We start from the raw sequence: 26489 nt of genomic DNA, 5'->3' as shown, positions 1-26489 counted from the left end.
GTACCTTCCGAAAACCATTCGTTCTGGCCGTCCTCCCTTTCGGGTCCGGCCCTCTTCCCCCTTTCTCGTACTCGAAGCAAGGAACCGCAATGAGCATGCTCACTCGCGCCCGCCGCATCGTTCCCGTCGCCTTGTTGGCGGGGGTCTCCGCCGTGGCGCTGGCGGCCTCTCCAGCCTCCGCCGCCGTGAACCAGATCAACGTCAGCACCTCGGCCATTCCGAGCGGGGCCAACTGCGTATACATCACGGCGGAACCCTCGTCCGGCTCCGGCCGGATCGGCGGCCCGTACTCCTTCAGCACGGGCGGGAGTTTCGAGATCGGCAGCTTCCCGGTGAACGCCGGTGAGACCGTCCGCTTCGAATGGCACAGCAACAACTGCGGCCGGCAGTCGACACTGCGGACGACCTCCTATGTCGCCCCGAACGTGAGCACCTGGAACATCAGCTGATTCGCGCCCACGGGCGCGGTCCGTGGGCACCCTGCGCAGAGAGCCGGCCGGTTCACGTGAACCGGCCGGCTCTCTGCCGCGCGGACCCGATGCCGCCGAGGGCTACCCGCGCCGCGAAGTCACAGGTGACCGGGCGCAGTTGGTTCGATATACCCAAGCCAGCGCAGGATCGCCTCCGACTGGCTCCGCACGTCGAGCTTTCGGTAGATACGGCTCAGATAGTTCCGGACGGTCTTGTCGGTCAGGAACAGCTCGCGGGCCACCTCCCCGACCCTGCGGCCGGAGGCGAGCAGGTCCATGACCTGACGCTCCCGCGGCGACAGTTGCGGCCGTCGGCCCGCTACCGCGACGCTCGCGGCGTCGGTCTCGTCCCGCGTTCTCCCCGTCCTGGCCCTGGAGGCCAGCCTGTGCTGCTCCGCGGCGATCGCCGGGTCGAGGCAGCTGGCGCCACGGGATGTGCACACCAGAGCCTCCGCGAGCAGACAGGAGTACCGGTTCTCCAGCAGGTAGCTCACTGCACCGAGATCGAGTGCCAGAGACACGTCGTCCCAGTCGAGCCAGGGCGCGAGTACCGCGGTGGGCGGCAGCGGCCCCTCCGTCTCGGCTGCGAAGCGCTTCAGTTCCTGCGCCATACCGATGCCATGGAGCAGCAGGATGTCGTCGCTCGGGCACATGTCACCTGGCTCTCGCACCGGCCGGACGCGGAGCCGGGCCAGGGGGGTCGGTGCGATGCCGTGTCGGCTGAAAAGAGCAATGGACAACGATGTCACATTGGCCGGGGCAGTCTGGTGATCGTTCTGACCGTGCACGATGTCTCCTCGTGAGGAGGGTGTGCGGAGCCTGGGGGGTGACTCACTCCACATACTTGAAACTTCTAGCATGCTTCTCACGTGCCCGTGCGGTGAGTTTGCGGAATATCACATGAACTGGCGGCTGTGCCGCCGCGAGCCTCGCCGTTCTTTCCCCGGAGCCCGGGCCCTGGTCGCCGACACAATCCCGCCCGGGCAACCGGCCAGACCGAGGCGGGAGTCATAGCGGAACCGGTGTTGCCTCCGACGGAGAGGCCGCACGGCGTAGGGCGGGTCGAGCATGAGGCGGCCGAGGGTGCGCACCGTCCGGTTCCCCGAGGAGGCGACGCAGGCACCCCGCAAGCGGGGCGACCCAATCGGCGGGAAGGGGTCACACGTATCGATCGCACAGGCGATTTGGCGGACGCTGCCGTACGGCAGGAGTCATCCACCGCGGCACGACTTCCTCAGCGGCCGTGGCGGCAGCGATCCGGACACCGTCCCTCGCGTCCGTGCCGCGTGGAGCCGGCACGGGAGCGGCGACCCGCTGAGGCCGGGCTTGCCAGACCCGTACCGTGCCCACGGCCGTCTTGGCGACGGAGGCGCGTCGCTCGGCCCTGAGCGTGAGGAGAGTCGTGTCGAGCGGACTGCGGCCGAAGGGGCTCCTCCCCTCCAACCCCGCCCAGGAGGCTCCGCTCCCCCGACCCCCTCGGCCTGGATGGTCTCGTCCTCAAACGCCGGGCGGGCTGAAAGGTCGGGCCCGACGATGGGCATCACCCACGGCGGCCGGGAGGGGCTCGTGCTGGATGCGCAGGGGGCAGGGATGGTGTGGCCTCGTCGTCGAACGCCCGACGGGCCGGCGATGTCCGTCGCGGCGCCGAGGAGTGATCGTCTTCGGCCGCGAGTCCATGTCCGCTGTGGGTGGGTGAGGGCTCGGGACGGCAAATGGATCGCCCTTACCCACTCAGCGGCCGGAAGATCCGGTCCGGCCCGGAGGGTGGCCTCAGGACCGGCCCGGGCGCTTCCCTCCGCGAAGCGGACCCCGTCCCCCTACAGGTCCGGTGAGAACCTCACCGCCCCCGCCGGGATCCTCGCGTCGCACCACACTCGTACGCCCTCGCGGAGTTCGTTGTCGGCGCCGATGATGGCGCCGTCGCCGATGACCGTGCCGGTGAGGACGGAGCGTTCGCCTACTCGGGCTCGGGTGCCGATGAGGGAGTCGGTGATGATGGCGCCGGGTTCGATGACGGCGCCGGGGAGGATGGTGCTGCCGAAGACGCGGGCGCCCTCCGCGACGAAGGCGCCCTCGCCCACGACGGTGCCGCCGGTGAGCTTGGCATCGGGGGCCACGGTGGCCGTGGGGAGGATGAGGCGGTCGCCGCAGCGGCCGGGGACGGCGGGGGACGGGGCGTGGCCGAGTACGAGGTCGGCCGAGCCTCGGACGAAGGCGGCGGGGGTGCCGAGGTCGAGCCAGTAGGTCGAGTCGACCATGCCCTGGAGGTGGGCTCCGGCGGACAGGAGGCCGGGGAACGTCTCGCGTTCCACCGAGACCGGGCGGCCTGCCGGGATCGTGTCGATGACGGAGCGGCGGAAGACGTAGGCACCCGCGTTGATCTGGTCGGTGACGATCTCCTCGGGCGTCTGGGGCTTCTCCAGGAAGGCCGTCACCCGGCCCGTGTCGTCCGTGGGGACCAGGCCGTACGCCCTCGGGTCCGTCACCTTGGTGAGGTGCAGGGAGACGTCCGCGCCCGTCGTCTCGTGCGTGCGGACCAGGGCCCTGATGTCCAGGCCGGTCAGGATGTCGCCGTTGAAGATCAGGACGGGGTCGTCGGGGCCGGAGTGGAGTCGGGAGGCCACGTTGCGGATCGCGCCGCCCGTGCCGAGGGGCTCCTCCTCCGTGACGTACTCCAGACGAAGGCCCAGCGACGAGCCGTCGCCGAAGTACGGCTCGAAGACCTCGGCCAGGTACGACGTGGCCAGGACGATGTGGTCCACGCCCGCCGCTCTCGCTCTCGCCAACTGGTGTGTGAGGAACGGAACCCCGGCCGCCGGAACCATCGGCTTCGGCGTGTGCACGGTGAGCGGACGCAGCCGAGTGCCCTTGCCGCCGACCAGGAGGATCGCTTCTGTCACCTGTCGTCTCTGCTTCCTGCCGGGACCGGCCGAACTGTCTTTCGGCCGGCCAGTGTATGCAGTCCGTTGTTCGGCGCCTTCGACGGCAGTGCGGTACTTCGCGTTCCTCCCCCTCCCCCGTCAACTCCCGGGGGCTTTCCACTCGCCTTCGGCTCAGCGGCCCTGGTAGCGGGCCGATGCGGCGCGGGCCGAGCCGAGCTTGCGGTAGAGCTGGATGCCGGGGCACTCCGTGGAGTAGCCGTCGCGGTGGCCGGAGATCACATTCAGTCGTACGTTCTTTCCCTTTCGGTACAGATTGCCACCGCCGGACGTCAGGTATGTCTTCCCGCGCGGATTGGCACCGTAGAGGCCCAGCTTCCAAGCCGTGAGCCGGGCCACGGCCTTCACCGAGGCGGCGGTCGGCCTGGTGGTGCCGTAGCTGCCGAGGACGGCGATCCCCATGCTGTTGGAGTTGAAACCGAGAGTGTGGGCGCCCAGGACGGCCTTCGCCACGCCCCCGGCGCGTCCCTCGTAGATGTTTCCGCACTTGTCGACGAGGAAGTTGTAGCCGATGTCGCGCCAGCCCATGCTCTTGACGTGGTAGCGGTAGATACCGCGAATGAGCGAGGGGGCCTGCGAGCACCGGTACTTGCTGCCGGTGGCCGTGTGGTGCACGAAGGCCGCCTTCACCTTCTTCGTGTAGGCGAACCTCCGCTCCCGCCAGCTCTCGTTCGCGCCCCAGCCGCGCCGTGTGACGATGCGCGGCCGCGGCCCGATGTACGGCTTCGCCCGCTGCGCCTGCGTCAACTCGGACCCACGCAGGGCCAACAGCTCCCGCTCGGTCGCTTTGCGGTCCAGCGCGGCGATCTCGGCGGCGCCGACGGGGGCGAGTGCCGCGTTGGCGCCGGAGGCGGCGAGGGCCTCGGCGGTCTCTACCGTCTCCGTCTTCAGGGATCCGGGGCGGGTGGCGCCGCCGGCGTCGCCGCCCTTCACCGGGGCGGCCTCACCGGGGTCGACGAGTTCGAGGCGGAGGCCGGCGGGGAGGGTGGTGGCGTTCTCGGGGGCGGCCGTCGAGTCGTCGCCGCTGACGTCCTCTGCGGCTTCCTCCGCGTCATCCGACCCGGACTCCTCCCCGTCCTCCGCCCCGACTTCCTCCTCGCCCTCGGGTTCGGGTTCGTCGGTCGGCCGGGGGCGTACGGTCTCCGTCTCCGTCTCCGGGGTGACCCTCACCTCCACGGCGTCCGACTCCCCGACCCACAAGGGCGCCGTGGAGCCGCGTACCCGGCCCGAGACGGGCTCGTCGGTGCCCGGGTCGGCGGCGTGTTCGCTGTTGTGCGTCTCGAGTTCCTGCCAGCCGGACCAGACGCCCGTGCCGACGGCGCGGGTACGGACCAGGACTCGGCCGTGCAGTTCGGCGCCGGGGCGGTCCCAGGTGACGCCGACGAGGGAGAAGTGCGGTACGTCCCGGGGGGACAGCCCCTGTTCGACGGGGGTACCGAGGATGCGGTCACGGTTGAGGGGGGTGAGGGGCAGCGACTGGGTGCTGCCCTGGACGTTCGCGTCGGCGTCGTCGTGACGCCCCGTCGGCCCGGCCACCGTCCTCTCGCTGGTGGCCGCTTGCACTCCGGGCGCCGGTCCCGCGGTGGTCGCGGCGGCGGGTGGGGTGAGCGGGAGGGCTAGAGCGGCCGCGCACGTGACACCGATCGAGGAAGCAAGAAATCCACGCATACCACTGATGTTGGGCATGGTCATACAAACCTGTCCATCGGGGAACTGACGACGCGTCTGGCCGCCGTTCGTCCGAACCGGTGGCGGACGGGCGGCCCCACACGGGGGTGCTCGCCCGCTCGCCCGCGTACGCTTGCGCGAGTGAACGCCACCGATCGCACCCCTGCCGACCTGCTGCGTTCCGCGCTTGCCGCGGATCCTGGACGACCTCTGGTCACCTTCTACGACGACGCCACCGGGGAACGTGTCGAATTGTCCGTGGCCACCTTCGCCAATTGGGTGGCCAAGACCGCGAATCTGCTCCAGGGGGATCTCGGGGTCGGGCCGGGTGACCGGGTCACGCTGCTGTTGCCCGCGCACTGGCAGACGGCGGTGTGGTTGCTGGCGTGTTCGTCGGTGGGTGTCGTCGCGGATGTGGGGGGCGACCCTGCGGTGGCCGACGTGGTGGTGAGCGGGCCGGAGGGGCTGGAGGCCGCGCGGGCGTGTCGGGGGGAGCGGGTCGCGTTGGCGCTACGGCCGCTGGGGGGTCGTTTTCCGCAGCCGCCGATCGGTTTCGCCGACTACGCCGTGGAGGTGCCGAGTCAGGGGGACCGCTTTGCTCCTTACGCTCCGGTGGATCCCGAGGAACCTGCGCTCATCGTGGCGGGGCGGGAGTTCAGTGGTGCGGAGGTCGTGGAGCGGGCTCGGGCGGAGGCGCCGGGGCTCGGGCTCACCGGGCCCGGGTCGCGGATTCTCTCGGCGCTGTCCTATGACACGTGGGAGGGGCTCAATGCTGGGCTGTACGCCGCGCTTGCCTCCGGCGGTTCGGTTGTGTTGTGTCGGCATCTTGATTCGCTGGCGGAGGACGCCTTGGCCAAGCGGATCGACGACGAACGGGTAACCACGACGGCCCGCTAGCCTCCCCGACAAGCAGTCCTCGCCCCCGCCGCCCCTACCCGTCCCATCCCCAAGGGCTCCGCCCCTTCGACCCCACTGGGGCTGCCGCCCCAGACCCCGCCATCGGCCCTCCGGGCCTCGTCCTCAAACGCCGGACGGGCTGGGGTGCCTGGGCCTGCGTAGCCCCTGCGGGTGGGTGGGGGATCGGGATGGCACAACCTCGTCCTCGAACGCCGGACAGGCTGAAAGTGCCTCTGTGGGTAGGTGGGGGCTCGGGACGGTCTTGTCCTCGAACGCCGGACGGGCTGAGAGTGCCTGGGCGGGTGGGGCCAGGGTCTCTTCGGTGAGCGGAGGTTGGGGGCGGAGTCCCCTCGGGGCGTCGTGGACCCGGACGTGGTTCGGGCAGGGAGTCGTAGGCACGGCAGGTCGCTGGACGGCGTACCCCCACGAGCCTGCGGTCGCCGACGGCGGCAAGGGGACGTGTCGGGGGGTGTCCGCCCGCAGAGTCCGGTGTCAACACGCGGCACCTCCTGGCCCACGCCCGCCCGCCGGACCGAGGACGGACACCCCCCGGCACGGCCCCGACCCAGCCACCCACCGAACCGCGCCACACGCACCCCCACCGGACACCAGCAGGCCGCCGCAGGCATCGTCACCCGTTCAGCCCCCCACCACCCACCACCCACCCCCCATCCGCGCCATGGTCGTAACAGCAGCCCACACCGCACGCAGCACGCAGCACGCAGCACGCACTGAGGGGTGGACCAGCCGTGACCGACACCGCACGCGCGCGTAGTAGGAGGGGGCCCATGCGGCGGTGGGTGCGGCGTGGGGCGGTCGGGGTGGGGGGTGTGCTGGTGGTCGCCGGCGGGGTCGGGTGGGCCGTGTACGCGAAGCTGGACGCGAACATCACGCCCGACGAGGCCGCCGCGGCCGAACTGGCCCGGTACGAGAAGGAGCGCCCCACCTCACTGGTGCGCGACGCGCAGAACATCCTGCTCATCGGGTCGGACTCGCGGGCGGGCCGGGCGAACCGGCGCTACGGACGCGACTCGGGGACCGAGCGTTCCGACACCACGATCCTGCTGCACCTCTCCGCCGAGCGCCGCAGCGCCACCGCCGTGTCGATACCCCGCGACCTCATGGTGAACGTCCCGAGCTGCCGCCGCCGCGACGGCACCCGCACCCAGCCCATGTTCGCGATGTTCAACTACGCCTTCCAGAAGGGCGGTTCGGCCTGCACGATCCGTACCGTCGAGCGGCTCACCGACATCCGCGTCGACCACCACATGGTCGTCGACTTCCACGGGTTCAAGGAGATGGTCGACGCCGTCGACGGCGTGGAGATCTGCCTCGCGAAGCCCATCGACGACAAGGCGGCCAAGCTACGCCTCCCGGCCGGCAAGGTGACCCTCGACGGCGAGCAGGCCCTCGGCTACGTCCGCGCCCGCAAGTCCCTCGGCAACGGCAGCGACACCGACCGCATCGAGCGCCAGCAGCGCTTCCTCGCCGCCCTCGTGCACAAGGTCCAGAGCAACGACGTCCTGTTGAACCCGGTCCGGCTCTACCCCGTCCTGGACGCGGCGACGTCCTCCCTCACCACCGACCCCGCCCTGGCCAGTTTGCGCGGTTTGTACGAACTCGCTCGCGGAGTGCGCGACATCCCCACCGAACGCGTGCAATTTCTCACCGTCCCTCGGGAGTCGTACGCATACAACGCCAATCGCGACCAACTCGTGGAGCCCGAAGCGCGGCGGCTCTTTCAACGGCTCCGCGTCGACGCCCCGGTGGAAGTCGTGAATTCGCCCGAAACGTCCCAGGGTTCATCACGCGATTCTTCGCACAAGGGTTCGCACGACAGCGACGGGAAGCCCCGCAGCGGTCCGGCGGATCACCCGACCGACCCCACTCCCCCGGCGCCCACCTTTCAGGGCAACACCGCCGCCGAGAACCCCTGCGAGTAAAACGCTCACCAAGTCGGCGAACCCCAGTTCAAAGAAATGCGCCGGATTGCCCAGTTGTATGGACGTGGAATTTGTCACCGTCGTCGCTCCACGCTGAACTGGGCGGATAGTGTGAGCGATCCGGTGCTCCCTGCCGTAGTTAGGCTTGCGCACTGTTTGACCGAGAGACCCGAGCGCCTTGGAGGGGGAAGGCGCCGCGTGGCCCCGACGGAGGATTCAGACAACCGTGGACGCGCAAGGCCGTGGGCGGGCGGACGACATCGATCCCGCAGACCAGTGGGTGCTCAATCCGAACACCGGTGAATACGAACTGCGACTGACTCCTTCCGCTCCGCAGTCGTCGGTTCCGGGACCGCGCAGATCCGCCTCCCGGGCCGGCGCAGCCGCACGAGCCGGCGGAGCGGGCGCGGCGGGTGCGACGAACAGCGCCGCCGGCGCCGGAGGTACCGGAGGCGGCGTACGCAGCCGGACCGCCGCCCCGGCCCGCGACGGACGGGACGGCCGCGACCCGCGCCCGGACCGCAACGCGCCCGGCCGGGAGGTCCCCTCGCAGCGCAGGCGCCGCGGCGCGCCCGAGGAGCCCTCGGCGGGGCGGCGCGGTCGCCGGCCGGTGAAGAAGAAGAGCAAGGCGAAGAAGGCCCTGCTGTGGACCGGCGGTGTGACGGCGTTCGTCGTGGTCGCCGCCGCGGTCGGCGGGTACCTCTACCTCGAGCACCTCAACGACAACATCCAGTCCGTCTCCGACGACGGCGCGAGCACCGGTGGCTTCTCCAAGGACAAGGCCATCAACATCCTGCTCATCGGCACGGACAAGCGCACGGGTGCCGGCAACGACAAGTACGGCGACTCCGGCAGCGCGGGACACGCCGACACCACGATCCTGCTGCACGTCTCCAAGGACCGCTCGAACGCGACCGCGCTCAGCATCCCGCGCGACCTGATCGTCGACATCCCGGACTGCCCGACCACGCAGGAGGACGGCTCCCAGAAGGTCATCCCGGGCGAGACCGGCGTGCGCTTCAACACGAGCCTGGGCCAGGAGGGCCGTTCGCCCAGCTGCACCAGCCGTACCGTCACCGAGCTGACCGGGATCAAGCCGGACAACTTCATGGTGGCCGACTTCAACGCGGTGAAGACGCTGACGACGGCGGTCGGTGGCGTCGAGGTGTGTCTGGGCAAGGACATCGACGACCCCGACTCGCACCTCAAGCTCAGCGAGGGCAAGCACGTGATCGCGGGCGAGCAGGCGCTGGCCTTCGTCCGCACGCGGCACGCCGTCGGCTTCGGCGGCGACCTGAGCCGGATCGGGCTCCAGCAGCAGTTCCTCAGCGCGCTGATGCGCAAGCTGAAGTCCAACGACACGCTCTCCAGCCCGACCAAGATGATCAAGCTGGCGGAGGCGGGCACCAAGGCGCTGACCGTCGACTCCCAGCTCGACAGCATCGACAAGCTGAAGGACCTCGGTCTGGAGCTGGGCAAGCTCGACACCAAGAACCTGACCTTCACGACGGTTCCGGTGATCGACAACCCGGCCGAGAAGGTCAAGGCGACGGTCGTGCTCAACGACGCGACGGCTCCCCAGGTCTTCCAGGCGATCCAGAACGACGTCTCCTTCACCGCGGTCAAGCAGCAGAAGAAGAAGGAGGCCGCCGCCGTGGCCGCCCGGCTCAAGGGCACCAAGGCCGACCCCTCCGAGGTGCGGGTGCAGGTCTACAACGGCGGGGCGCCCTCGGGCAGCGCCCAGGAGACGCTCACCTGGCTGCAGACCGAGGAGGGCGTGACCAAGTCGGAGAACGCGGGCAACGCCCCGGCGACGCTGGCGAAGACGACGCTGGAGTACGCGCCGGACCAGGCGGACCAGGCACGCCGGCTCGCCGCCATCATGGGGTTGTCCGGGTCCGCGATGAAGCCCGGCAAGAGCGTGACCAACTCCCAGGGCCTGCCCACCATGACGCTGACCCTGGGCAAGGACTTCAAGGGAGCGGGCGTCTCGCTCACGGCCCCGACGAAGGCCCCGGACGTGGAGAAGTCCACGGCCGACAAGGTCGAGTGCGCGAAGTAGCCCCCGGCCTGCCGCTCCCGCCACGAAATCAGCGTCGGGAACGCAACTGTGCCGGACTCTCGTTGGTCTGACACACGACGCCGGTGTGTCGGCCGGCGTCGGCCGGGCGCGGCGCGCTGCCGCCCCGGCGTGGATTTTGCCGACGCGTGGCCAACCCGGTCCGGACCCACAGAGGTCTGACAGGTAGCGAACCGGTGTCGGACAGGGTGGTCTGCCATGGTGCGCTGCGCACCGGACAGGGAGGTCCGGGGCGGAGCGAAGCCGTGTCGGGCAAAGGGCGGGGAAGGGCAGAGAGTTGGCGCAGAGCAGTGTGCGAGGGGAGGCCCCCGCGGTGGAGGACACCATGTCCCTCACTCCGCAGGCCGACCAGGACACGCCGGCCGACCAGGGCGGCCGGCACGGTGGCGGGGGTCGCAAGGGCGGCCGGGGTACCGACGGCAGGCGCCGCAGACGGCGTGCGCTGCGCTGGTCGGCGACGGTTCTGGCGGTGGTGATACTGGGCACCGCGGGTGCCGGGTATCTCTACTACCAGCACCTCAACGACAACCTGAAGAAGGACGACCTCAACATCGGCGACGCGAAGGACCGCGCCGCCAGGACCGAGGCGAACGCGGCCGGTCAGACGCCGCTGAACATCCTGCTGATCGGCTCGGACGCCCGGGACAGCAAGGAGAACCAGAAACTCGGCGGCGCCAAGGAGACGTTCGGCGGCGTCCCGCTCGCCGATGTGCAGATGCTGCTGCACGTGTCCGCCGACCGCACCAACATGTCGGTGGTGAGCATGCCGCGCGACACCCTGGTGGACATGCCCAAGTGCACGGACCCGGACAGCGGGGACGTGTACCAGGCCCGCGAGCGCGCGATGACGAACCAGTCGCTGGGCCGCGGCGGCCCCGGGTGCACGGTGGCGACGTGGGAGAAGCTGACCGACATCCACATCGACCACTTCATGATGATCGACTTCTCCGGCGTGGTGTCGATGGCCGACGCGATCGGCGGCGTCCCGGTCTGTGTGAACGCCAACATCGAGTCCAAGGACAGCAAGGGCCACGGCTCCGGGCTGAAGCTGGAGAAGGGCACCACCTACGTCAAGGGCGAGCAGGCCCTGCAGTGGCTGCGCACCCGGTACGGCTTCGAGGACGGCAGCGACCTGGCCCGCGCCAAGGCGCAGCACCAGTACATGAACGCGATGGTCCGCGAGCTGCGCAAGAGCGCCAAGCTCAGCAACCCGGGCAAGCTGCGCGCGCTCGCCGAGGCGGCGACCAAGGCCCTCACCGTCGACCCGGGCCTGGGCACGGTGGCGAAGCTGTACGACCTGGCGGGCGAGCTCAAGAAGGTGCCGACGTCGCGCATCACGATGACGACGATGCCGAACGCGTACGACACGATCCAGACCGGCCGGGTGGTGCCCACCGAGGACGCGACCAAGCTGTTCCGGCTGGTGCGTGAGGACATCGCCCTCGACGGCAAGGACAAGAAAAAGAAGTCCACCGAGGACAAGGGCTCCACCGACCCGGCCGCGGCGGACGACGAGATCGCCGTCCAGGTGCAGAACGGCACCCGCACCGACACGCTCGCCCCGGCCTCCGGTCGCGCGACCACCGTCGCCGGACTGCTCGTCGACAAGGGCTTCACCCGGGCCGTGGCGGACGCATCGACGACGCCGGTCGAGGACACCACACTCGTCCGCTACCCGAGCGCCGACCTGGAGGGCGACGCCCAGCGGCTCGCCAAGGCCCTCGGCATTCCCACCAGCGCCGTGGAGAAGTCCACGAACGTCTCCGGCGTCACCCTCGTCGTCGGCGCCGACTGGCGGGAAGGTACGGCGTACAAGGCGCCGAAGCAGGACGACAGGACGCCGGACACGGCGGAGGCGCTGAACGCCTCCGACACCAAGGCGTGCATGAAGGTGGACCCGGACTTCACCTGGTGACGGGCACCGCCCGCCCGGTGGGGCTCAGTTGGCGCTGAGTACCGCCGGGCGGCGCGAGGCGATGACCTTCTTCGCCAGGGAGCGCGGGCTGGTCAGGAAGCCGTAGCCCCAGGACATGTGCATGGTGGCGAGGGCGACCGGGATCTGGAGGCGTGCCTTCAGCGGGAGTCCCTTGCCGGCCGGGACGGAACCGGCGGCGATGGCCGCCAGATAGCCGCCGGGGACCACCAGCGCCCACGGGGTGACCAGGGCGCCGGCCACCAGGCCCGCCGCGATCGCGCACACCGCGGTCGGCGGGGCGAGGTAGCGCAGGTTGATGGAGCCGGCGTGGTAGCGGGCGACGACGTGCCGCCAGCGGCCGTAGTCCTTGTACTGCTTGGCGAGGGCCTTCACGCTCGGCCGCGGGCGGTACGACACCTTCAGCTCGGGCGAGAACCAGATGAGGCCGCCGGCCTCGCGGATCCGGAAGTTCAGCTCCCAGTCCTGGGCGCGGATGAACTCCTCGTTGTAGCCGCCCTGTTGCTCCAGCGCCTCGCGCCGGAAGACACCGAGGTAGACGGTCTCGGCCGACTGGGCCTCGCCACCGGTGTGGAAGGCGGCGTTGCCCACACCGATCTTCGAGGTCATCGCTGCGGCGACGGCGTGCTCCCAGTCGTTCTCGCCCTCGGCGTGCATGATGCCGCCGACGTTCTGCGCGCCGGTCTCCTCCAGGAGCCGTACGGCGGTGGCGATGTAGTTCGGCGAGAGGATGCCGTGGCCGTCGACGCGGACGACGATCGGGTGGCGGGAGGCCTTGATCGCGGCGTTGAGCGCGGCGGGCGTGCGGCCGGTGGGGTTCGGGACGGTGTGCACGCGAGGGTCTTCGGCCACGAGCTCGGCGGCGATCTCGTCCGTGCGGTCCGTGGACGGACCGAGGGCGATCACGACCTCCATCTCGCCGGCGTACTCCTGCGCGAGGATCGCTTGGACGGCTCCGCGCAGATGCCGCTCCTCGTTGAGGACGGGCATGATGACGGACACGGCGGGGAGCTGCACGTCGGGATTGGCGTTCATAGGGGCCTCACGTTACCGCGAACGGGGGACAGCGGTGCGCGCCACCGGGGTCGCTGCCCCGGTCAGCAGATCGTATGGGCCTACGGTGCTCACGGATCCCACGTACGGCCCCCAGGGCAACCCCAGCGGAGGTATCCCCCCATGCCCACGCCGCCCCGCCGCTCCCCCGCCTCGCCGCAGCGCAGTCCGCAGCCGTCCCGTGGCGGGGCGCGGCCGGTCGCGCCCGTACGGCGCAGGCGGCCGCGCTGGGCCATGCGGACGGTGACCACGCTGTCGGTGGTGATCCTGGCCTCGGCCGGTATCGGGCACGCCGTGGTCACCAGCCTGGACGCGAAGATCGCGCGCGTGGACCCGTTCAAGGACATGAAGAACCGGCCGCAGGCCGGACACGGGATGAACGTCCTGCTGGTCGGCACGGACGGCCGCGACCGCATCAGCGACGAGGAGCGCCGCAAGTACCGGCTCGGCGGGGCCCCCTGCCACTGCACCGACACGATCATGATCGTGCACATCTCGGAGGACCGGGAGCGGGCGAGCGTGGTGAGCCTGCCGCGCGACTCGTACGCCGAGGTGCCCGGAGGCGACGGGCGCAAGACGCATCCCATCAAGATCAACGCGGCGTACGCGGAGGGCGGTCCGAACCTCACCGTGCGCACCGTCGAGCACATGACGCACGTCAAGATCGACCATTATCTGGAGGTCGACTTCACCAGCTTCATGAAGACCGTGGACGTGGTCGGCGGCGTGCAGATCTGCACCGCCGAGCCGCTGAGGGACTCCTACACCGGGCTGGACCTGCCGGCCGGGCGGCATCGCCTGATGGGCGGTGAGGCGTTGCAGTACGTCCGCGCGCGGCATGTCGACAGCGACTCCGACCTGGGCCGGGTGCACCGCCAGCAGCGGTTCATGGCGGCGCTGGTCGAGCGGGCGACGTCGTCCGGGATCCTGCTGAACCCGATGAGGTTCCGGGACGTGACGCGGGCCGTGCTGGGCTCGGTGCGGGCCGACAAGGGCTTCGGGACGGGCGAGCTGCTCGACCTCGGGCGGGCGATGCGGAACTTCTCGCCGTCGTCGTCGGAGTTCACGACCGTGCCGATCGGGCAGCTCGAGTACGAGGTGAAGGGTGTCGGCTCCACGGTGAAGTGGGACACCGCTCAGGCCGAGCGTCTCTTCCGGTCCCTGCGTGAGGACAAGCCGCTGTCCGCGCACCGGCCGAAGCGCCGGGCCGTGCCCGTGGAGGTCGCGCCGCAGCAGATCCGTGTCCAGGTGGAGAACGGCACGAAGGAGAACGGCCTCGGCAAGCGCGTCGACGCGGCGCTGGCGGCCACCGGGTTCCGTACGACGGGGCGTCCGGTGGCCGCGGCGGACCGGGCGCTGAAGCGGACGGTCGTCGCCCACGACCCGGGCTGGGACCGCTCGGCGAAGTCGCTGGCGGCGGCGCTGCCGGGGAGCGAGCTGCGTCCGGTGAAGGGGCTGGGGCCGACGCTGAAGGTGATGCTCGGGGCGGACTTCGACAGGGTGCGCAAGGTACGGGCCGAGGACCCGACGCAGGGCCAGTCGATCGTGGTGCGGGGCGACGAGGCGGGGTGCTCGTAGGGGGTGTCTGGAAAGTCCCGTGCGGTGCTCGTGGCGAGGATGCGTGCCGGGCGCCGCGGGTGCTGTGCGGGACTTTCCGGGCAGCCCCTGGCACCGTCCATAACCTCAATGGACGTGTGCGGCGGCATTCGGCGGAATGCCGGACGCGTTGGCCCGTGCGGCATCTGGTGTGAATTGTTCGTGTCCGCCCGATGGCGCGGCGCGGTGGGCGGGCGTAGGACAGAAGGGCACGGGGCCCGCCCCGGGCTCCCGCGTCCCCCAGGAGGAGCCATGACCCAGCCCGGAACCATGCCTGCCATGACCAAGGAGATGCAGGACTGCGTCGACGCGTGCATGACCTGCCACGGCATCTGCGAGGAGACCATGAGCTCCTGCATGCAGATGGGCGGCCAGGCCCAGATGCAGATCATGCGGGCGCTCATGGACTGCGCCGAGACGACCCGTATGTGCGCGGACATGATGATGCGCCGCTCGCCGATGTCGGCCGAGATGTGCGCGATGTGCGCCAAGGCGTGCGAGATGTGCGCCGAGGCGTGTATGTCCATGCCGGACGACGCGCAGATGATGCGCTGTGCCGAGGCGTGTCGTCGCTGTGCCGCCACCTGTCGCGCGATGGCGGGCGCCACGATGTGACGCACGCCTGACAGCGGTCGAGGGCACCCGGAGCCTGCCGGGTGCCCTCGATGTGTCCGTTGCTCAGTTGCCCGAGACGGTCACCGTCTCGTCGTTCTTCAGCTGCTCCACCAGCTGCTTCACCTTCGCGGTGTCCCACTGGAGGTTGCCGTTCGAGGTGTTGCCCGAGATCGGCATGTTCAGGGACTTGCCCTCGCCGCTGCTGACGCCCTTCATCGCCCAGAACATGGACGCCAGGTCCCACAGGCCCATGTCCTTGTCGACGATCAGCGAGTCCAGGCCGGCGCCCATGGTCGGGTACAGCTTGAACGGGTTGAGGACGGTGCCCGGGGTCGCGACCTGGTTGGCCAGGGCGGACAGGAACTTCTGCTGGTTCTTCGTCCGGTCCAGGTCGGAGCCGGCCAGCGCGTACCGGGTGCGGACGAAGGCGAGCGCCTCCTCGCCGTTCAGGGTCTGCTTGCCCTTCTTGAAGTCGGCGCCGGACTTGGAGTCCTTGATGTCCTGCGGGATGTCGATCTCGACGCCGCCGACCGAGTCCACGATGTTGGCGAAGCCGGCGAAGCCGATCTCGACGTAGTGGTCGATGTGCAGGCCGGTGTTGGCCTCGACGGTGCGGACCAGCAGTTCGGGGCCGTCCTCCGCGTACGCCGCGTTCAGCTTCACCTGGCGGCCCGTGCCCTGGTACGTCTTGCCCGACTCGGAGCCCACGAAGGTCGGTATCTCCACGTTCGAGTCACGGGGCAGCGAGACCAGCGTCGGGCCGTTCCCGCCGGTGTGCAGGATCATCATCGAGTCCGTGCGCTTGCCCTCGGCGGAGCCGGTGTGCAGGTCCTTCTTCTGCTCGGCCGTCATGCCCTCACGGCTGTCGGAGCCGACGATCAGGTAGTTCGTGCCCTCGCCCGCCTCCGGCCGGTCGATGACCTTGGACAGGTCTACCTCGCGGTTGAGCTTGCCGTCGGCCCAGAAGTACGTGGCGACGGTCGTCACGACCAGCACCGTCACCAGTGTGATCGCGGTGATCTTCATCCGGCGCCGCCAGTTCGGCGCGGGGCGCGGCTCGTGCGTGCCTCTGCCGCCGGGGCCGCCCGGGCCGCCGCCGTAGACCTGGCCGGTGTTGTAGCCGCTGTCGTAACCGTCGTCGGCGCCGTCGTAGCCGCCGTGGCCCTGGCCGTTCACGTACGACGGCTGCTGCGGGACCCCGCCGTACCCCTGGCCGGGCGGCGCCGCCGGACCGCGGCGGACCTGCCGCATCACGCGGGCACCCTCGGGCTGTGCGCTCGAGCTGCCGCGTCCGTAGCGGTTACCGCGATTGTCGTCGGACCATCCACCGGGCCAGTCATTCATGCGCCCCAGTGTGCAGGGCACGGCCGGGTGCCTTACAAGGTTCGGGGGAAAATAGAGGCACGGCTGTTGCGAAGCCAACACAAAGTCCGCGAATGTGGGCTCGGCATAAGGTGGAGGCCATGACAGACCAGGTCACCACAGCGGAGTCGGGCACTCAGGAGATCCCGGGCAAGCCGACGTCCGCGTCCCGCACCACCCTCAGCCACATCATGACCCACAACGACACCAACCTGCTGGGGACGGTGCACGGCGGTGTGATCATGAAACTCGTGGACGACGCGGCGGGTGCGGTGGCCGGTCGGCACAGCGGCGGCCCCGCCGTCACCGCGTCCATGGACGAGATGGCCTTCCTGGAGCCGGTCCGCGTCGGTGACCTCGTCCATGTGAAGGCGCAGGTCAACTGGACCGGCCGGACCTCGATGGAGGTCGGCGTACGGGTCCTCGCCGAGCGCTGGAACGAGTCGGCCCCGCCCACCCAGGTCGGCTCGGCCTACCTGGTCTTCGCCGCGGTGGACGCCGACGGCAAGCCGCGCCGGGTGCCGCCGGTGATACCGGAGTCCGAACGCGACAAGCGGCGCAACCAGGAGGCCCAGATCCGCCGCACCCACCGACTGGCCCGTCGCCGCGCCATCAAGGAGCTGCGGGAGAAGCGGCTGGCGGAGGGGTTCGAGGACTGAGTGTCCGGAGCGGGGCGCCGGGCCATGTGGTCGCCCGCGGCACAACCTGCAACCTTTCAGGATCGGCTGAGACCGGGACTGAGCCATGGTGGATGCCGGCCCGGCCCGTGCAGGGCGTCGACGGTGAACACGTCCACCAGGTGGGGCATCGCGTCGAACCAGACCGCTTCGAACAGGGGGAACGGAAGATCATGCTTAGTCGACTGAGGTTCGGGGCTGTCGCGCTCGCGGCGGCCTTCGGTTCGCTCATCGCGGTGGGCAGCCCGGCGGCGGCCGCCGACGACCACTTCTGGACACGTAGCTGTGGGAGCAAGTACTACGCCTACGCGGACAATTACATCGCGTGGACCAAGAAGTACTCGGGCGGTTCGTGCTCGGGGCACGCCTGGGTCCGTGTGAAGGTCAACGGCGACTGGACGAAGTGGTATCACGCCAGCGGCAAGATGACCCTGAACAACGACTACGGGGAAATCGAGCTGAGCGAGCACAAGGGCTGCGCGGACTGCAAGCCCTACTTGCTCATCCCCTGACGAGGGCGGTCGGTCCTCCCATGCCGGCCTCGGGACAACGCGGATCCGCGTACGACGAGGCCCCCGGCAGCACGCCGGGGGCCTCGTCGTAGGTGCAGGCCAGTGTCCACTCAGGCTCAGGGGAGGTTGCGGGCCATCACGATCCGCTGGACCTGGTTCGTGCCCTCGTAGATCTGCGTGATCTTGGCGTCGCGCATCATACGCTCGACCGGGTAGTCACGGGTGTAGCCGTAACCGCCGAGGAGCTGGACGGCGTCCGTGGTGACCTCCATCGCCACGTCCGAGGCGAAGCACTTGGCGGCGGCGCCCAGGTAGGTGAGGTCGGCGTCGCCGCGCTCGGAGGCGGCGGCGGCCTGGTAGGTCAGGGCGCGGGCGGCCGAGATCTTCATGGCCATGTCGGCGAGCATGAACTGGATGCCCTGGAAGTCGGCGATCGGCTTGCCGAACTGCTTGCGCTCCTGGACATAGCCCTTGGCGTAGTCGAGGGCGCCCTGGGCGATGCCGAGGGCCTGGGCGGCGATGGTGATGCGGGTGTGGTCCAGCGTCTGCATCGCCGTGGCGAAGCCGGTGCCCTCCTCGCCGATCATGCGGTCCGCCGGGATGCGGACGTTGTCCAGGTAGACCTCGCGGGTCGGGGAGCCCTTGATGCCGAGCTTCTTCTCCGGGGCGCCGAAGGAGACGCCCTCGTCGGACTTCTCGACGACGAACGCCGATATGCCCTTCGAGCGCTTCGTCGGGTCGGTGACCGCCATCACCGTGTAGTAGTCGGATACGCCGGCGTTGGTGATCCAGCGCTTCACGCCGTTCAGCACGTAGTGGTCGCCGTCGCGGACGGCCTTCGTCTTCATGCCGGCCGCGTCCGAACCGGCGTCCGGCTCGGAGAGGCAGTACGAGAACATGCCGTCGCCCTTGGCGAGCGGGGTCATGTACTTCTTCTTCAGCTCCTCGGAGCCGGAGAGGATCACGGGCAGCGAGCCGAGCTTGTTCACGGCCGGGATGAGGGAGGAGGACGCGCACACGCGGGCCACTTCCTCGATCACGATCACCGTGGCGAGGGCGTCCGCGCCCGCGCCGCCGTACTCCTCGGGCACGTGCACCGCGTGCAGGTCGTTCGCGACCAGCGCCTGAAGCGCCTCCTGCGGGAAGCGGGCGTCCTCGTCCACCGCGGCGGCGTACGGCGCGATCTTCGCCTCGGCCAGCGAGCGGATGGCGTCGCGGAGCATGTCGTGCTCCTCGGACGGGCGGTACAGGTCGAAGTCAGCCGATCCGGCCAAGGTCTCTCACGCTCCAAGGACGCTGGTTAGCAAGTGCGGTGCTGGCGCTAATTACCGTTAAGTAACTCAAATTTTAGAGGGCGGCCCACGGGACGGGTACGTGAGCTTGGCGACAGCTGGGAAGTTGCCCTTCGGAGCCTCCGACTATGCTCGGGCGCGCACCTCCCCCGTACCCCTTTCTGGAGTCCCCATGGCCCTCAAGATCACCGTGATCGGCACCGGCTATCTCGGCGCCACCCACGCCGCGGCCATGGCCGAACTCGGCTTCGAGGTGCTGGGGCTCGACGTCGTGCCCGAGAAGATCGAGATGCTCCGGCGCGGCGACGTCCCGATGTACGAGCCGGGCCTCGAGGAACTGCTGCGCAAGCACGTGGCCGGGATCGAGGGGTCGACCGGGCGGCTGCGGTTCACGATGGACTGGGCCGAGGTCGGGGAGTTCGGCGATGTGCACTTCGTGTGCGTGAACACGCCGCAGCGGCACGGTGAGTACGCCTGCGACATGTCGTACGTCGACAACGCCTTCGCGCAGCTCGCCCCGCACCTCAAGAACGCCGCCCTCGTCGTCGGCAAGTCCACCGTGCCCGTCGGCTCCGCCGACCGCCTCGCCGCCTACCTGGCCGAGCACGCGCCGGCCGGCGAGGGCGCCGAGCTGGCCTGGAACCCGGAGTTCCTGCGCGAGGGCTTCGCCGTGAACGACACGCTGCACCCGGACCGGATCGTGATCGGCGTGCGCGGGGAGCGGGCCGAGAAGCTGCTGCGCGAGGTGTACGCGACGCCGATCGCCGACGGCTCCCCCTTCGTGGTCACCGACTTCCCCACCGCCGAGCTGGTCAAGACGTCCGCCAACTCCTTCCTCGCCACCAAGATCTCCTTCATCAACGCGATGGCGGAGGTCTGCGAGGCCGCCGGCGGCGACGTGGCCAAGCTGGCGGAGGCCATCGGCTACGACGACCGGATCGGCAGGAAGTTCCTGCGGGCCGGGATCGGCTTCGGCGGCGGGTGTCTGCCCAAGGACATCCGCGCCTTCATGGCCCGCGCCGGTGAGCTGGGCGCCGACCAGGCGCTGACCTTCCTGCGCGAGATCGACTCGATCAACATGCGCCAGCGCGGCCAGATGGTGGAGCTGGCCCGGCAGGCGCTGGGCGGCGGCCCCTTCCTGGGCAAGCGGGTCGCGGTGCTCGGCGCCACCTTCAAGCCCGACTCGGACGACGTACGGGACTCGCCCGCGCTGAACGTCGCCGGGCAGATCCACCTCCAGGGCGGCCAGGTCACGGTCTACGACCCCAAGGGCATGGACAACGCCCGCCGTCTCTTTCCGACCCTCGGCTACGCCGACACCGCGGTCGACGCGGTGCGGGGCGCCGATGTCGTCCTGCATCTGACGGAGTGGCGGGAATTCCGTGAGCTGGACCCGGCGGCGCTCGGTGAGGTCGCGACGGTCCGGCTCATTCTGGACGGCCGCAATGCCCTGGACCCGGAGCTGTGGCGGAAGGCCGGCTGGACTTATCGGGCGATGGGGCGGCCGACGGCCTGAGGAAAGCCGCGACTTTCCGGCGGGGGAGAATCCGGCGGGAGAATGGTGACGCGCAGGCCCATCCGCACGGCGGAGGGCCTGTTGTCGTGTGCCCGCCGCTTGCGGTTGCTTGCGGCGAGCCCGTACGAGGCCCCGCGGAGGCCCGCGCAGGCCCGCGCAGGCCGCGCCGAGCCCGTCCGGCGACATATGCGGTTCTCCTTGAAATCCCCACTCCTTTTCGAATTCCATTCGAGTAGCGTGAAGGAATGGAAAGGACTGCATGCGAATTCTCCACGGCTGCATTTGCGTGGAATGGCGGAGGTCTCACCCGGTCTCACAGTGGGGGTACCCCCGAAAGAGAGGCACCGCAACAGTCACTTAACTGACGTGTAGCCGCATGGAATTCGCCCGCCACTCCACTGGTCGACGTTCGCCCGTTTGAACGGACCATGCCAGGAGTGACCATGCCCCTGTTCCGCCGGGCCCTGTGGCCTCACGACCACCGCGACGAACTGGTCGCGGGAGCGCTCGTCGGCGCCGTGGTGGTCGTACTCGGATACGCGTCGGGCATCGGCGCCCCCGCCGCCGCCTCCCTCCCGAGCGCGGCCCCGCCCGCGGCCACCGCCCCGACGCCCCCGGCCGACTCCGCACCGACCGGAGATCCGGCCGACGGCTCCGGAGGGACGGCCGGAACCGGCGGGCTGCCCGCCACCGGAGGCGGCGTCTACTACCCGGGCGGCGGCACCGGCGTCCACTACCCCGGCGGCACCGGCGAGGACCACACCGGCCACACGGGCGGCGGCACCGGCGACACGGGCCACTCCGGCCACGGCGCCTCCCCCACGCCGTCCGACTCCGCGCCCCCGTCCTCCCCCGCTCCCGGGACCACCCCACCCACCGACGACGCCACCTGCGCCGACGGCGAGGTCCGTCTCGTGCGACCGCTCCTCACCGGCGTCACCGAACCCGTCTTCGGCCTCCTCGGCCCGACCGGCGACAACTCCACCGACGTCAGCACTGCAGCCCCCGCACCGCAGCCCTCCCCCTGCGTCGGCCTCGCACCGCTCTCCTCCCTGCTCGGCGGCGCCGTCGCGGCCGAGGACCCGTCGCCCTCCCCGGAGGCGACGCCGTGACCCTCCGCCGCACCCTCGCCCTCCTCGCCCTCACCCCGCTCCTCTACGTCCTCTCGGGCACCGCCCAGGCCTCCGCCCACACCGAGCTGGTCACCTCCAGCCCCGCGAACGGCGCCGAGCTGAAGCGGGCCCCCGACCACCTCACCCTCACCTTCGACGAGCCCGTCGACGTGGCCGAGGTGCGTGTGATGACCCTCGACGGCGACCGGCTCCCGGTGTCCCTCGTGCCGGGACACAAGGGAGCGGTCGTACGAGCCGCCCTCGGACACCCGGCGGACGGCGACTTCGCCGTCGTCTGGTCGGTCGTCGACGAGGAGGACGGGCATGCTTCCTCCGGACGGCTGGACTTCGGCGTCGGCGCGCCCGCCGCCACCCAGGACCGCGGCGACGAGGCCGCGCCGGCACCGTCCCCCCTGGTGCGGAAGGGCCTCGTCGCCGCCCGCTGGACCGGCTATCTGTCGCTGGCTGTGTTCATCGGGGGCCTCGCCTTCATCACGCTGCTGTGGCCGCGCGGCGCGCACGAGCCGCGGGCCCGGGCGCTGCTGGGACTGGCCTGGACGTGCGGACTGCTGGCGTCGGTGGCGGGCATCGGGCTGCAGGGGGCCTACGCCGCGCTCGGCGGCCTGCGTGACGCCCTGCGCGCCGAGACGTACGTGGACGTCCTGACCACCGAGCCCGGTGTCGTCCTCGCCGCCCGGGTCCTGCTGTGGGTGCTCGCGGCAGTGGTGCTGAGCGCACTGCTCCAGGGCGGCCCGCGCACCTCCCGCTCCCCCGGCTGGCGGGTCGGCGCGCTCGTCGTCTGCCTCGGGCTGTTGCGGGCGACCGGCATGGCGGGCCACAACTCCGAGGGCGGTGAGCCCACTTGGGGCGCGATCGCCGACCTGGTGCATCTGCTCGGGGTCGCGCTCTGGATCGGCGGGCTGGCCATGCTCGCGCTGGCGGTGCTGCCCCGGCGGCGGCCCGGTGAGCTGGCCGCGGTGGTGCCGGGCTACTCGCGGCTGGCGGCGGTCAGCGTGGCGGGCATCGTCGCGGCCGGGCTGGTGCTGGCGTGGCAGGTCGTGGGGTCGTACGACGCCCTGCTGCACACCTCGTACGGGCACCTGCTGCTGGCGAAGACAGCCGTGCTCGGGGTCGTCCTGCTCGCCGCCCTCGCCAGTCGCCAGTGGGTGCGCACCCGCCTCGACGTCGCTGTGCTGCTGCGCGGCGACGCCGCCACCGTGCGGCCCTTCGGTTACTCGGTCGCGGCCGAGACGGGGCTCGTCCTCGTCGTGCTCGCCGTGACGAGTCTGCTGGTCACGACCAACCCTGGCCAGTGAACTCCCAGAAAAATATAAGGAGTTGTGTTGAAACGACGTAATGAGAGCGACGCGGCACCGCGCCGCCGGGCGCCCTCGGGCAACCGGGGTCTGCTGGTCGCCGGAGTCGGCGCGGCGCTGACCGCGGTGCTCAGCCTGGGGCTGCTCCAGGCCGCCTCGGGCACCTCGGCGGCCGGGGCGTCCTCCACGGCGGACGCGGGCGCGGCTCAGGCGCCCGCAGCCGTCGCGGCGGCCCAGCCGGCGGCCGACGCGGCGCCGGACCACCAGGTCGACATCATGAACAACAAGTTCGGCGACGGGAAGCAACTCGTCGTCAAGGTCGGCGAAACGGTCCGCTGGACCAACCACGACAGCGTGCCGCACACGGTCACCACGACCAAGGGCCCGAAGAAGTTCGACTCCGGCACGCTGGAGCAGGGCGACTCGTGGTCGTACACCTTCGCCACGGCCGGGACGTACGAGTACTACTGCGCGGTGCACCCGGACATGGTGGCGTCCGTGAAGGTCGTCGCCGCGGATGACGGCGGTTCGTCGGGTGGTTCGACCGGCGGCTCCTCGGGCGGCAGCACCGGCGGCGGCACGGGTGGTACGTCCGGCGGCACCTCCGGAGGTTCGACGGGCGGCAGCACGGGCGGCAGCACGGGCGGCAGCACGGGCGGCAGCACGGGCGGTACATCCGGCGGCACCTCCGGGGGTTCGACCGGCGGCAGCACCGGCGGTACGTCCGGTGGCGGCTCCGGTGGCGGTGACGAGCAGTGCACCAGCGTCCAGAACGTGCTGCTGCCGATCCTCCAGCACCTCAACGCGGCCCACCTGGAGCGTTCCCCGGGCCAGCAGGTGCAGGACGCTCTGGCGCTGGACTCGTACATCAAGCTGCACACGGTGTGGGTCGAGAGCATCCTGACGCCCGCCGTCGAGGACGGCGGCACGGTCCTGGACAGCACGCTCAGCGTGCTGTTGAACCACATCAACAAGGCGCACCTGGAGGAGTCGCCCGGGCAGCAGGTCGCCGATCTGCTGAATCCCGACAGCTACGTGCAGATGCACACGGTCTGGGCCGAGCACCTGCTCGCCCCCACCGAGGACTACATCACCAGCAGCTGCTGACACAGCCCGCGCGCAAGACGGACGCCGGTCCGGCCGAGGCTCAGTCGGCCGGACCGGCGCTCCCTCATTGTCCCCATCACCGCCGCCCCGACGGAACCGCTTTCCAAGGAGACCGGGATGACAACCGTCACCCTGCCCATCGGCCCGACCCCGCCCGGGGTGCCCGGTCCGGCCCCCTGGCTGCCGCTGCCCGGCCGCTACACCGTGGCCTCCGGCCGCTCACTCGTCGAACTCACCGCACTCTGCGGCCCGTTGCCCGTGCATCGCCGTCGCCTCACCCTCGCGGACGCCTCGCTCACCGTGCCCGAGACCGACGAACACCCCACCCTCCGCTTCGAGTTCGACGACGCCCACCTCAAGGGCGCCCTCACCCTCGACCACGCCCATGCCCACGCCCACGCGTCAGCCGACACCGTCCAGTTGACCGGCGGCCTCGGCATCGACGGCACCGACTTCCCCGCGCTGCTGCGGCTACGGGTCGTCGAGCGGGCCGACGACCGGCTGCTCGGCGTGGGTGTGGTCCGGCTGCCGTACCGGCTGCTGCGGCGCGCCACCGGCTTCCGGTTCGGCCGACTGCGGCCGGCGACCCGGCTGCGGCTGCTGGTCGCCGGGGAGTTCGCGTGAGGGCGGCCCGGCGAGCGGTCCAGGGGGCCGTGCTCGCGCTGTCCGTCCTGCTCGGGCTGCTGTTCGTGGTGCCGGGCGGCCGGGCGTCGGCGGCGACGTACCAGGTGGCCATGAGCGGGTACGCCTTCAGCCCCGCGACGCTGACCGTCACCGCCGGCTCCACGGTGACCTGGACCAACCAGGACACCGCACCGCACGACGTGAAGACCACGTCCGGTCCGGCCGCCTTCCACTCCGCCATGCTGAACAAGGGCGGGAGCTGGAGCTTCACGTTCACCACGCCGGGGACCTACGCCTACTACTGCACCGTCCACCCGAACATGACCGCCCGGATCGTGGTCCAGCCGGCGGCACCGGCGACCTCGGCGGCCGCGCCGACACACGACCACTCGGGAGCCGGGGCGAGGTCGGGGAACCAGTCGTCCGGGAACCAGACCTCGGGAAACCAGTCGTCGGGCCATCATCACGCGACCGCCCCCAGCCAGACGGCGACGACGAGCTCACCGACGTCCTCGCCCGCCCGGTCCACGCCGTCCACGTCGGCCTCGGCAGCCGCACAGCCGCCCTCGCCGTCACCGGCGCCCACGGCGGCCTCGATGCCACAGACCCAGGTCACCGCGGCGACGGCCCGCCCGCTGGACCCCTTGCTCGTCCTGACCGGGATCGTCGCGGGCGTCGCGGTGCTGTGCCTACTGCTGGTGGGCTCGCGGGCGTCGCGGACACGGCAGGAGGTGGAGGACTAGCGACCGTCGACGGTCCGCCTGCTCACTTCGCCCGATAGCGCCGCATCTTGGCGCGCGCCCCGCACACCTGCATCGAGCACCAGCGGCCGCACCCCGCCGGGCTGCGGTCGTAGTACGCCCAGTGGCAGTCGACCGCCTCGCAGGCCTTCAGACGGGTCCAGGTGTCCTCGACGAGGGCCTGGGCGATCGCCGCCGCCACGCGGGAGAGCAGCGGACCGTCGGCGGCGGGGGCGAGGGTGGCCGAACCGTCGGCGGCGTCGACCGCCACCACCAGCGGGCCGGCCGCGAGCAGGTCGCCGAGCGGGGTCACCGCGCGGTGCGGCGGATGGCCCGCGTGGGCGAGGAGGGCCACGCGCAGGGACTCCCTCAGCTCCCGCGCGCCGGGGAGGCCCTCCTCGGCCAACCCGAAGCGCGCCCGGCCCTCCGCCGTGTCCAGCGAGTCGGCGCCCGACTCGATGTCCAGCGTGTTGACCAGGGACTGGACCAGCTCCAGGCCCCCGGGCGCGGGCGATCTCTCACTCATGGATGAACGCTATCCCTCGCTCTTCGAATCCCCTTGCGAGGTTACCGTCAATGCGGGAGCATGAGGTAACCACGTTACCTGTTGCGGCGAGATATGGGTAACCAACAGGTACCCGGCACAGGTAACCAAGGCTTCAAGGAGGACGTCATGGCCATCGCCACAGTGGGCGCCGTCGTCCTGGACTGTCCCGACCCCCACGCCCTCGCCGACTTCTACGCGCGCGTGCTCGGCGGCAGCATCAAGGACGAAGGGGACTGGCTGGACCTCAAGGTGCCCGGCGGGCCGACGTTGTCGTTCCAGGCCGCCCCCGGTTACGTACCGCCGCAGTGGCCCTCGCCCGAGCACTCGCAGCAGTTCCATCTGGACCTGACCGTCGAGGACCTGGACGCGGCGGAGGAAGAGGTGCTGGCGCTGGGGGCGAAGCCGCTGGAGGCCGAGGACCGCACACGGACCTTCCGGGTTTACACGGACCCCGCCGGGCACCCGTTCTGTCTGTGCGCCTGCTGATCCG

The 26489-nt window shown here is 70.6% G+C and carries 23 protein-coding genes; 16 read left to right on the top strand and 7 right to left on the bottom strand.

Translation table 11 applies throughout. From position 1 onward, the window contains the following. Positions 1 to 89 precede the first annotated feature (89 nt). Positions 90 to 449: a hypothetical protein gene (locus ACFZBP_RS24400; RefSeq protein WP_391416035.1), complete on the top strand. Its 360-nt coding sequence runs from the start codon at positions 90 to 92 to the stop codon at positions 447 to 449. Positions 450 to 568: 119 nt separating this feature from the next. Here the strand turns inward: ACFZBP_RS24400 and ACFZBP_RS24395 are convergent, their stop codons facing one another. The 3 genes from ACFZBP_RS24395 to ACFZBP_RS24385 form a co-directional block, all read right to left on the bottom strand. Further along, positions 569 to 1258, bottom strand: coding sequence for a LuxR C-terminal-related transcriptional regulator (locus ACFZBP_RS24395; protein ID WP_391416033.1), 690 nt, complete (start codon positions 1256 to 1258; stop codon positions 569 to 571). 1029 nt (positions 1259 to 2287) lie between these two features. Beyond that, complete coding sequence (locus tag ACFZBP_RS24390) at positions 2288 to 3370, bottom strand: sugar phosphate nucleotidyltransferase (RefSeq protein ID WP_391416031.1); 1083 nt, start codon at positions 3368 to 3370, stop codon at positions 2288 to 2290. Positions 3371 to 3523: 153 nt separating this feature from the next. Further along, the gene (locus ACFZBP_RS24385; protein WP_391416029.1) at positions 3524 to 5077 is read right to left on the bottom strand and encodes an N-acetylmuramoyl-L-alanine amidase; all 1554 of its coding nucleotides are present in this window, start codon (positions 5075 to 5077) and stop codon (positions 3524 to 3526) included. 141 nt (positions 5078 to 5218) lie between these two features. Between ACFZBP_RS24385 and ACFZBP_RS24380 the strand changes: the two genes are divergently transcribed. The 4 genes from ACFZBP_RS24380 (at position 5219) to ACFZBP_RS24365 (ending at position 11912) form a co-directional block, all read left to right on the top strand. Further along, positions 5219 to 5974, top strand: a complete 756-nt coding sequence (locus tag ACFZBP_RS24380; protein WP_391416027.1) for a TIGR03089 family protein — start codon at positions 5219 to 5221, stop codon at positions 5972 to 5974. Between the two features lie 788 nt (positions 5975 to 6762). Continuing rightward, positions 6763 to 7917: an LCP family protein gene (locus ACFZBP_RS24375; protein WP_391416025.1), complete on the top strand. Its 1155-nt coding sequence runs from the start codon at positions 6763 to 6765 to the stop codon at positions 7915 to 7917. Between the two features lie 226 nt (positions 7918 to 8143). After that, entirely contained in the window at positions 8144 to 9979 is a 1836-nt protein-coding gene (locus ACFZBP_RS24370; RefSeq protein ID WP_383448426.1) for an LCP family protein, read from the top strand. A 343-nt stretch (positions 9980 to 10322) separates the two neighbouring features. Further along, positions 10323 to 11912 carry an LCP family protein gene (locus tag ACFZBP_RS24365; protein ID WP_391416022.1) on the top strand — a complete coding sequence of 530 codons (1590 nt, stop codon included), beginning with the start codon at positions 10323 to 10325 and terminating at the stop codon, positions 11910 to 11912. A 24-nt stretch (positions 11913 to 11936) separates the two neighbouring features. Here the strand turns inward: ACFZBP_RS24365 and ACFZBP_RS24360 are convergent, their stop codons facing one another. Continuing rightward, a complete protein-coding gene (locus ACFZBP_RS24360) occupies positions 11937 to 12965 on the bottom strand; it encodes a glycosyltransferase (protein ID WP_391416020.1) in 1029 nt (342 codons plus the stop codon). A gap of 141 nt (positions 12966 to 13106) precedes the next feature. Between ACFZBP_RS24360 and ACFZBP_RS24355 the strand changes: the two genes are divergently transcribed. Then, on the top strand, positions 13107 to 14561 hold the full coding sequence (locus tag ACFZBP_RS24355) for an LCP family protein (protein WP_391416018.1): 1455 nt from the start codon (positions 13107 to 13109) through the stop codon (positions 14559 to 14561). A 270-nt stretch (positions 14562 to 14831) separates the two neighbouring features. Beyond that, a complete protein-coding gene (locus ACFZBP_RS24350; protein ID WP_383448414.1) occupies positions 14832 to 15194 on the top strand; it encodes a four-helix bundle copper-binding protein in 363 nt (120 codons plus the stop codon). Positions 15195 to 15257: 63 nt separating this feature from the next. Here ACFZBP_RS24350 and ACFZBP_RS24345 read toward each other — a convergent pair whose 3' ends face one another. Continuing rightward, positions 15258 to 16538: an LCP family protein gene (locus ACFZBP_RS24345; protein WP_391416015.1), complete on the bottom strand. Its 1281-nt coding sequence runs from the start codon at positions 16536 to 16538 to the stop codon at positions 15258 to 15260. 119 nt (positions 16539 to 16657) lie between these two features. Here ACFZBP_RS24345 and ACFZBP_RS24340 point away from each other — a divergent pair, with 119 nt between their 5' ends. Further along, entirely contained in the window at positions 16658 to 17215 is a 558-nt protein-coding gene (locus tag ACFZBP_RS24340) for an acyl-CoA thioesterase (RefSeq protein ID WP_383448409.1), read from the top strand. A gap of 92 nt (positions 17216 to 17307) precedes the next feature. Next, a complete protein-coding gene (locus tag ACFZBP_RS24335) occupies positions 17308 to 17745 on the top strand; it encodes a hypothetical protein (protein ID WP_391416013.1) in 438 nt (145 codons plus the stop codon). 116 nt (positions 17746 to 17861) lie between these two features. Here ACFZBP_RS24335 and ACFZBP_RS24330 read toward each other — a convergent pair whose 3' ends face one another. Beyond that, positions 17862 to 19019, bottom strand: a complete 1158-nt coding sequence (locus ACFZBP_RS24330) for an acyl-CoA dehydrogenase (protein ID WP_383448403.1) — start codon at positions 19017 to 19019, stop codon at positions 17862 to 17864. A gap of 190 nt (positions 19020 to 19209) precedes the next feature. Here ACFZBP_RS24330 and ACFZBP_RS24325 point away from each other — a divergent pair, with 190 nt between their 5' ends. The 6 genes from ACFZBP_RS24325 (at position 19210) to ACFZBP_RS24300 (ending at position 25455) form a co-directional block, all read left to right on the top strand. Beyond that, entirely contained in the window at positions 19210 to 20553 is a 1344-nt protein-coding gene (locus ACFZBP_RS24325; protein WP_383448400.1) for a UDP-glucose dehydrogenase family protein, read from the top strand. A 443-nt stretch (positions 20554 to 20996) separates the two neighbouring features. Then, positions 20997 to 21665, top strand: a complete 669-nt coding sequence (locus ACFZBP_RS24320) for a hypothetical protein (protein ID WP_391416010.1) — start codon at positions 20997 to 20999, stop codon at positions 21663 to 21665. Further along, on the top strand, positions 21662 to 22981 hold the full coding sequence (locus ACFZBP_RS24315; protein ID WP_391416008.1) for a copper resistance protein CopC: 1320 nt from the start codon (positions 21662 to 21664) through the stop codon (positions 22979 to 22981). The genes ACFZBP_RS24320 and ACFZBP_RS24315 overlap by 4 nt, the downstream gene beginning before the upstream one ends. Positions 22982 to 23008: 27 nt before the next feature. Beyond that, entirely contained in the window at positions 23009 to 24088 is a 1080-nt protein-coding gene (locus tag ACFZBP_RS24310; protein ID WP_391416006.1) for a plastocyanin/azurin family copper-binding protein, read from the top strand. Positions 24089 to 24205: 117 nt separating this feature from the next. Next, a complete protein-coding gene (locus tag ACFZBP_RS24305; RefSeq protein ID WP_391416004.1) occupies positions 24206 to 24712 on the top strand; it encodes a hypothetical protein in 507 nt (168 codons plus the stop codon). Further along, positions 24709 to 25455: a plastocyanin/azurin family copper-binding protein gene (locus ACFZBP_RS24300; RefSeq protein ID WP_391416003.1), complete on the top strand. Its 747-nt coding sequence runs from the start codon at positions 24709 to 24711 to the stop codon at positions 25453 to 25455. Before ACFZBP_RS24305 ends, ACFZBP_RS24300 begins: the two co-directional genes overlap by 4 nt. 22 nt (positions 25456 to 25477) lie before the next feature. Here ACFZBP_RS24300 and ACFZBP_RS24295 read toward each other — a convergent pair whose 3' ends face one another. Next, entirely contained in the window at positions 25478 to 25978 is a 501-nt protein-coding gene (locus ACFZBP_RS24295; RefSeq protein WP_383448380.1) for a CGNR zinc finger domain-containing protein, read from the bottom strand. 147 nt (positions 25979 to 26125) lie between these two features. Between ACFZBP_RS24295 and ACFZBP_RS24290 the strand changes: the two genes are divergently transcribed. Further along, a complete protein-coding gene (locus tag ACFZBP_RS24290; RefSeq protein ID WP_383448377.1) occupies positions 26126 to 26485 on the top strand; it encodes a VOC family protein in 360 nt (119 codons plus the stop codon). The last annotated feature ends 4 nt before the right edge of the window (positions 26486 to 26489 follow it).

This window comes from Streptomyces sp. NPDC008086 (assembly GCF_042957325.1).
GTDB lineage: Bacteria > Actinomycetota > Actinomycetes > Streptomycetales > Streptomycetaceae > Streptomyces.
This window is presented reverse-complemented; position numbering and strand designations above follow the sequence as displayed.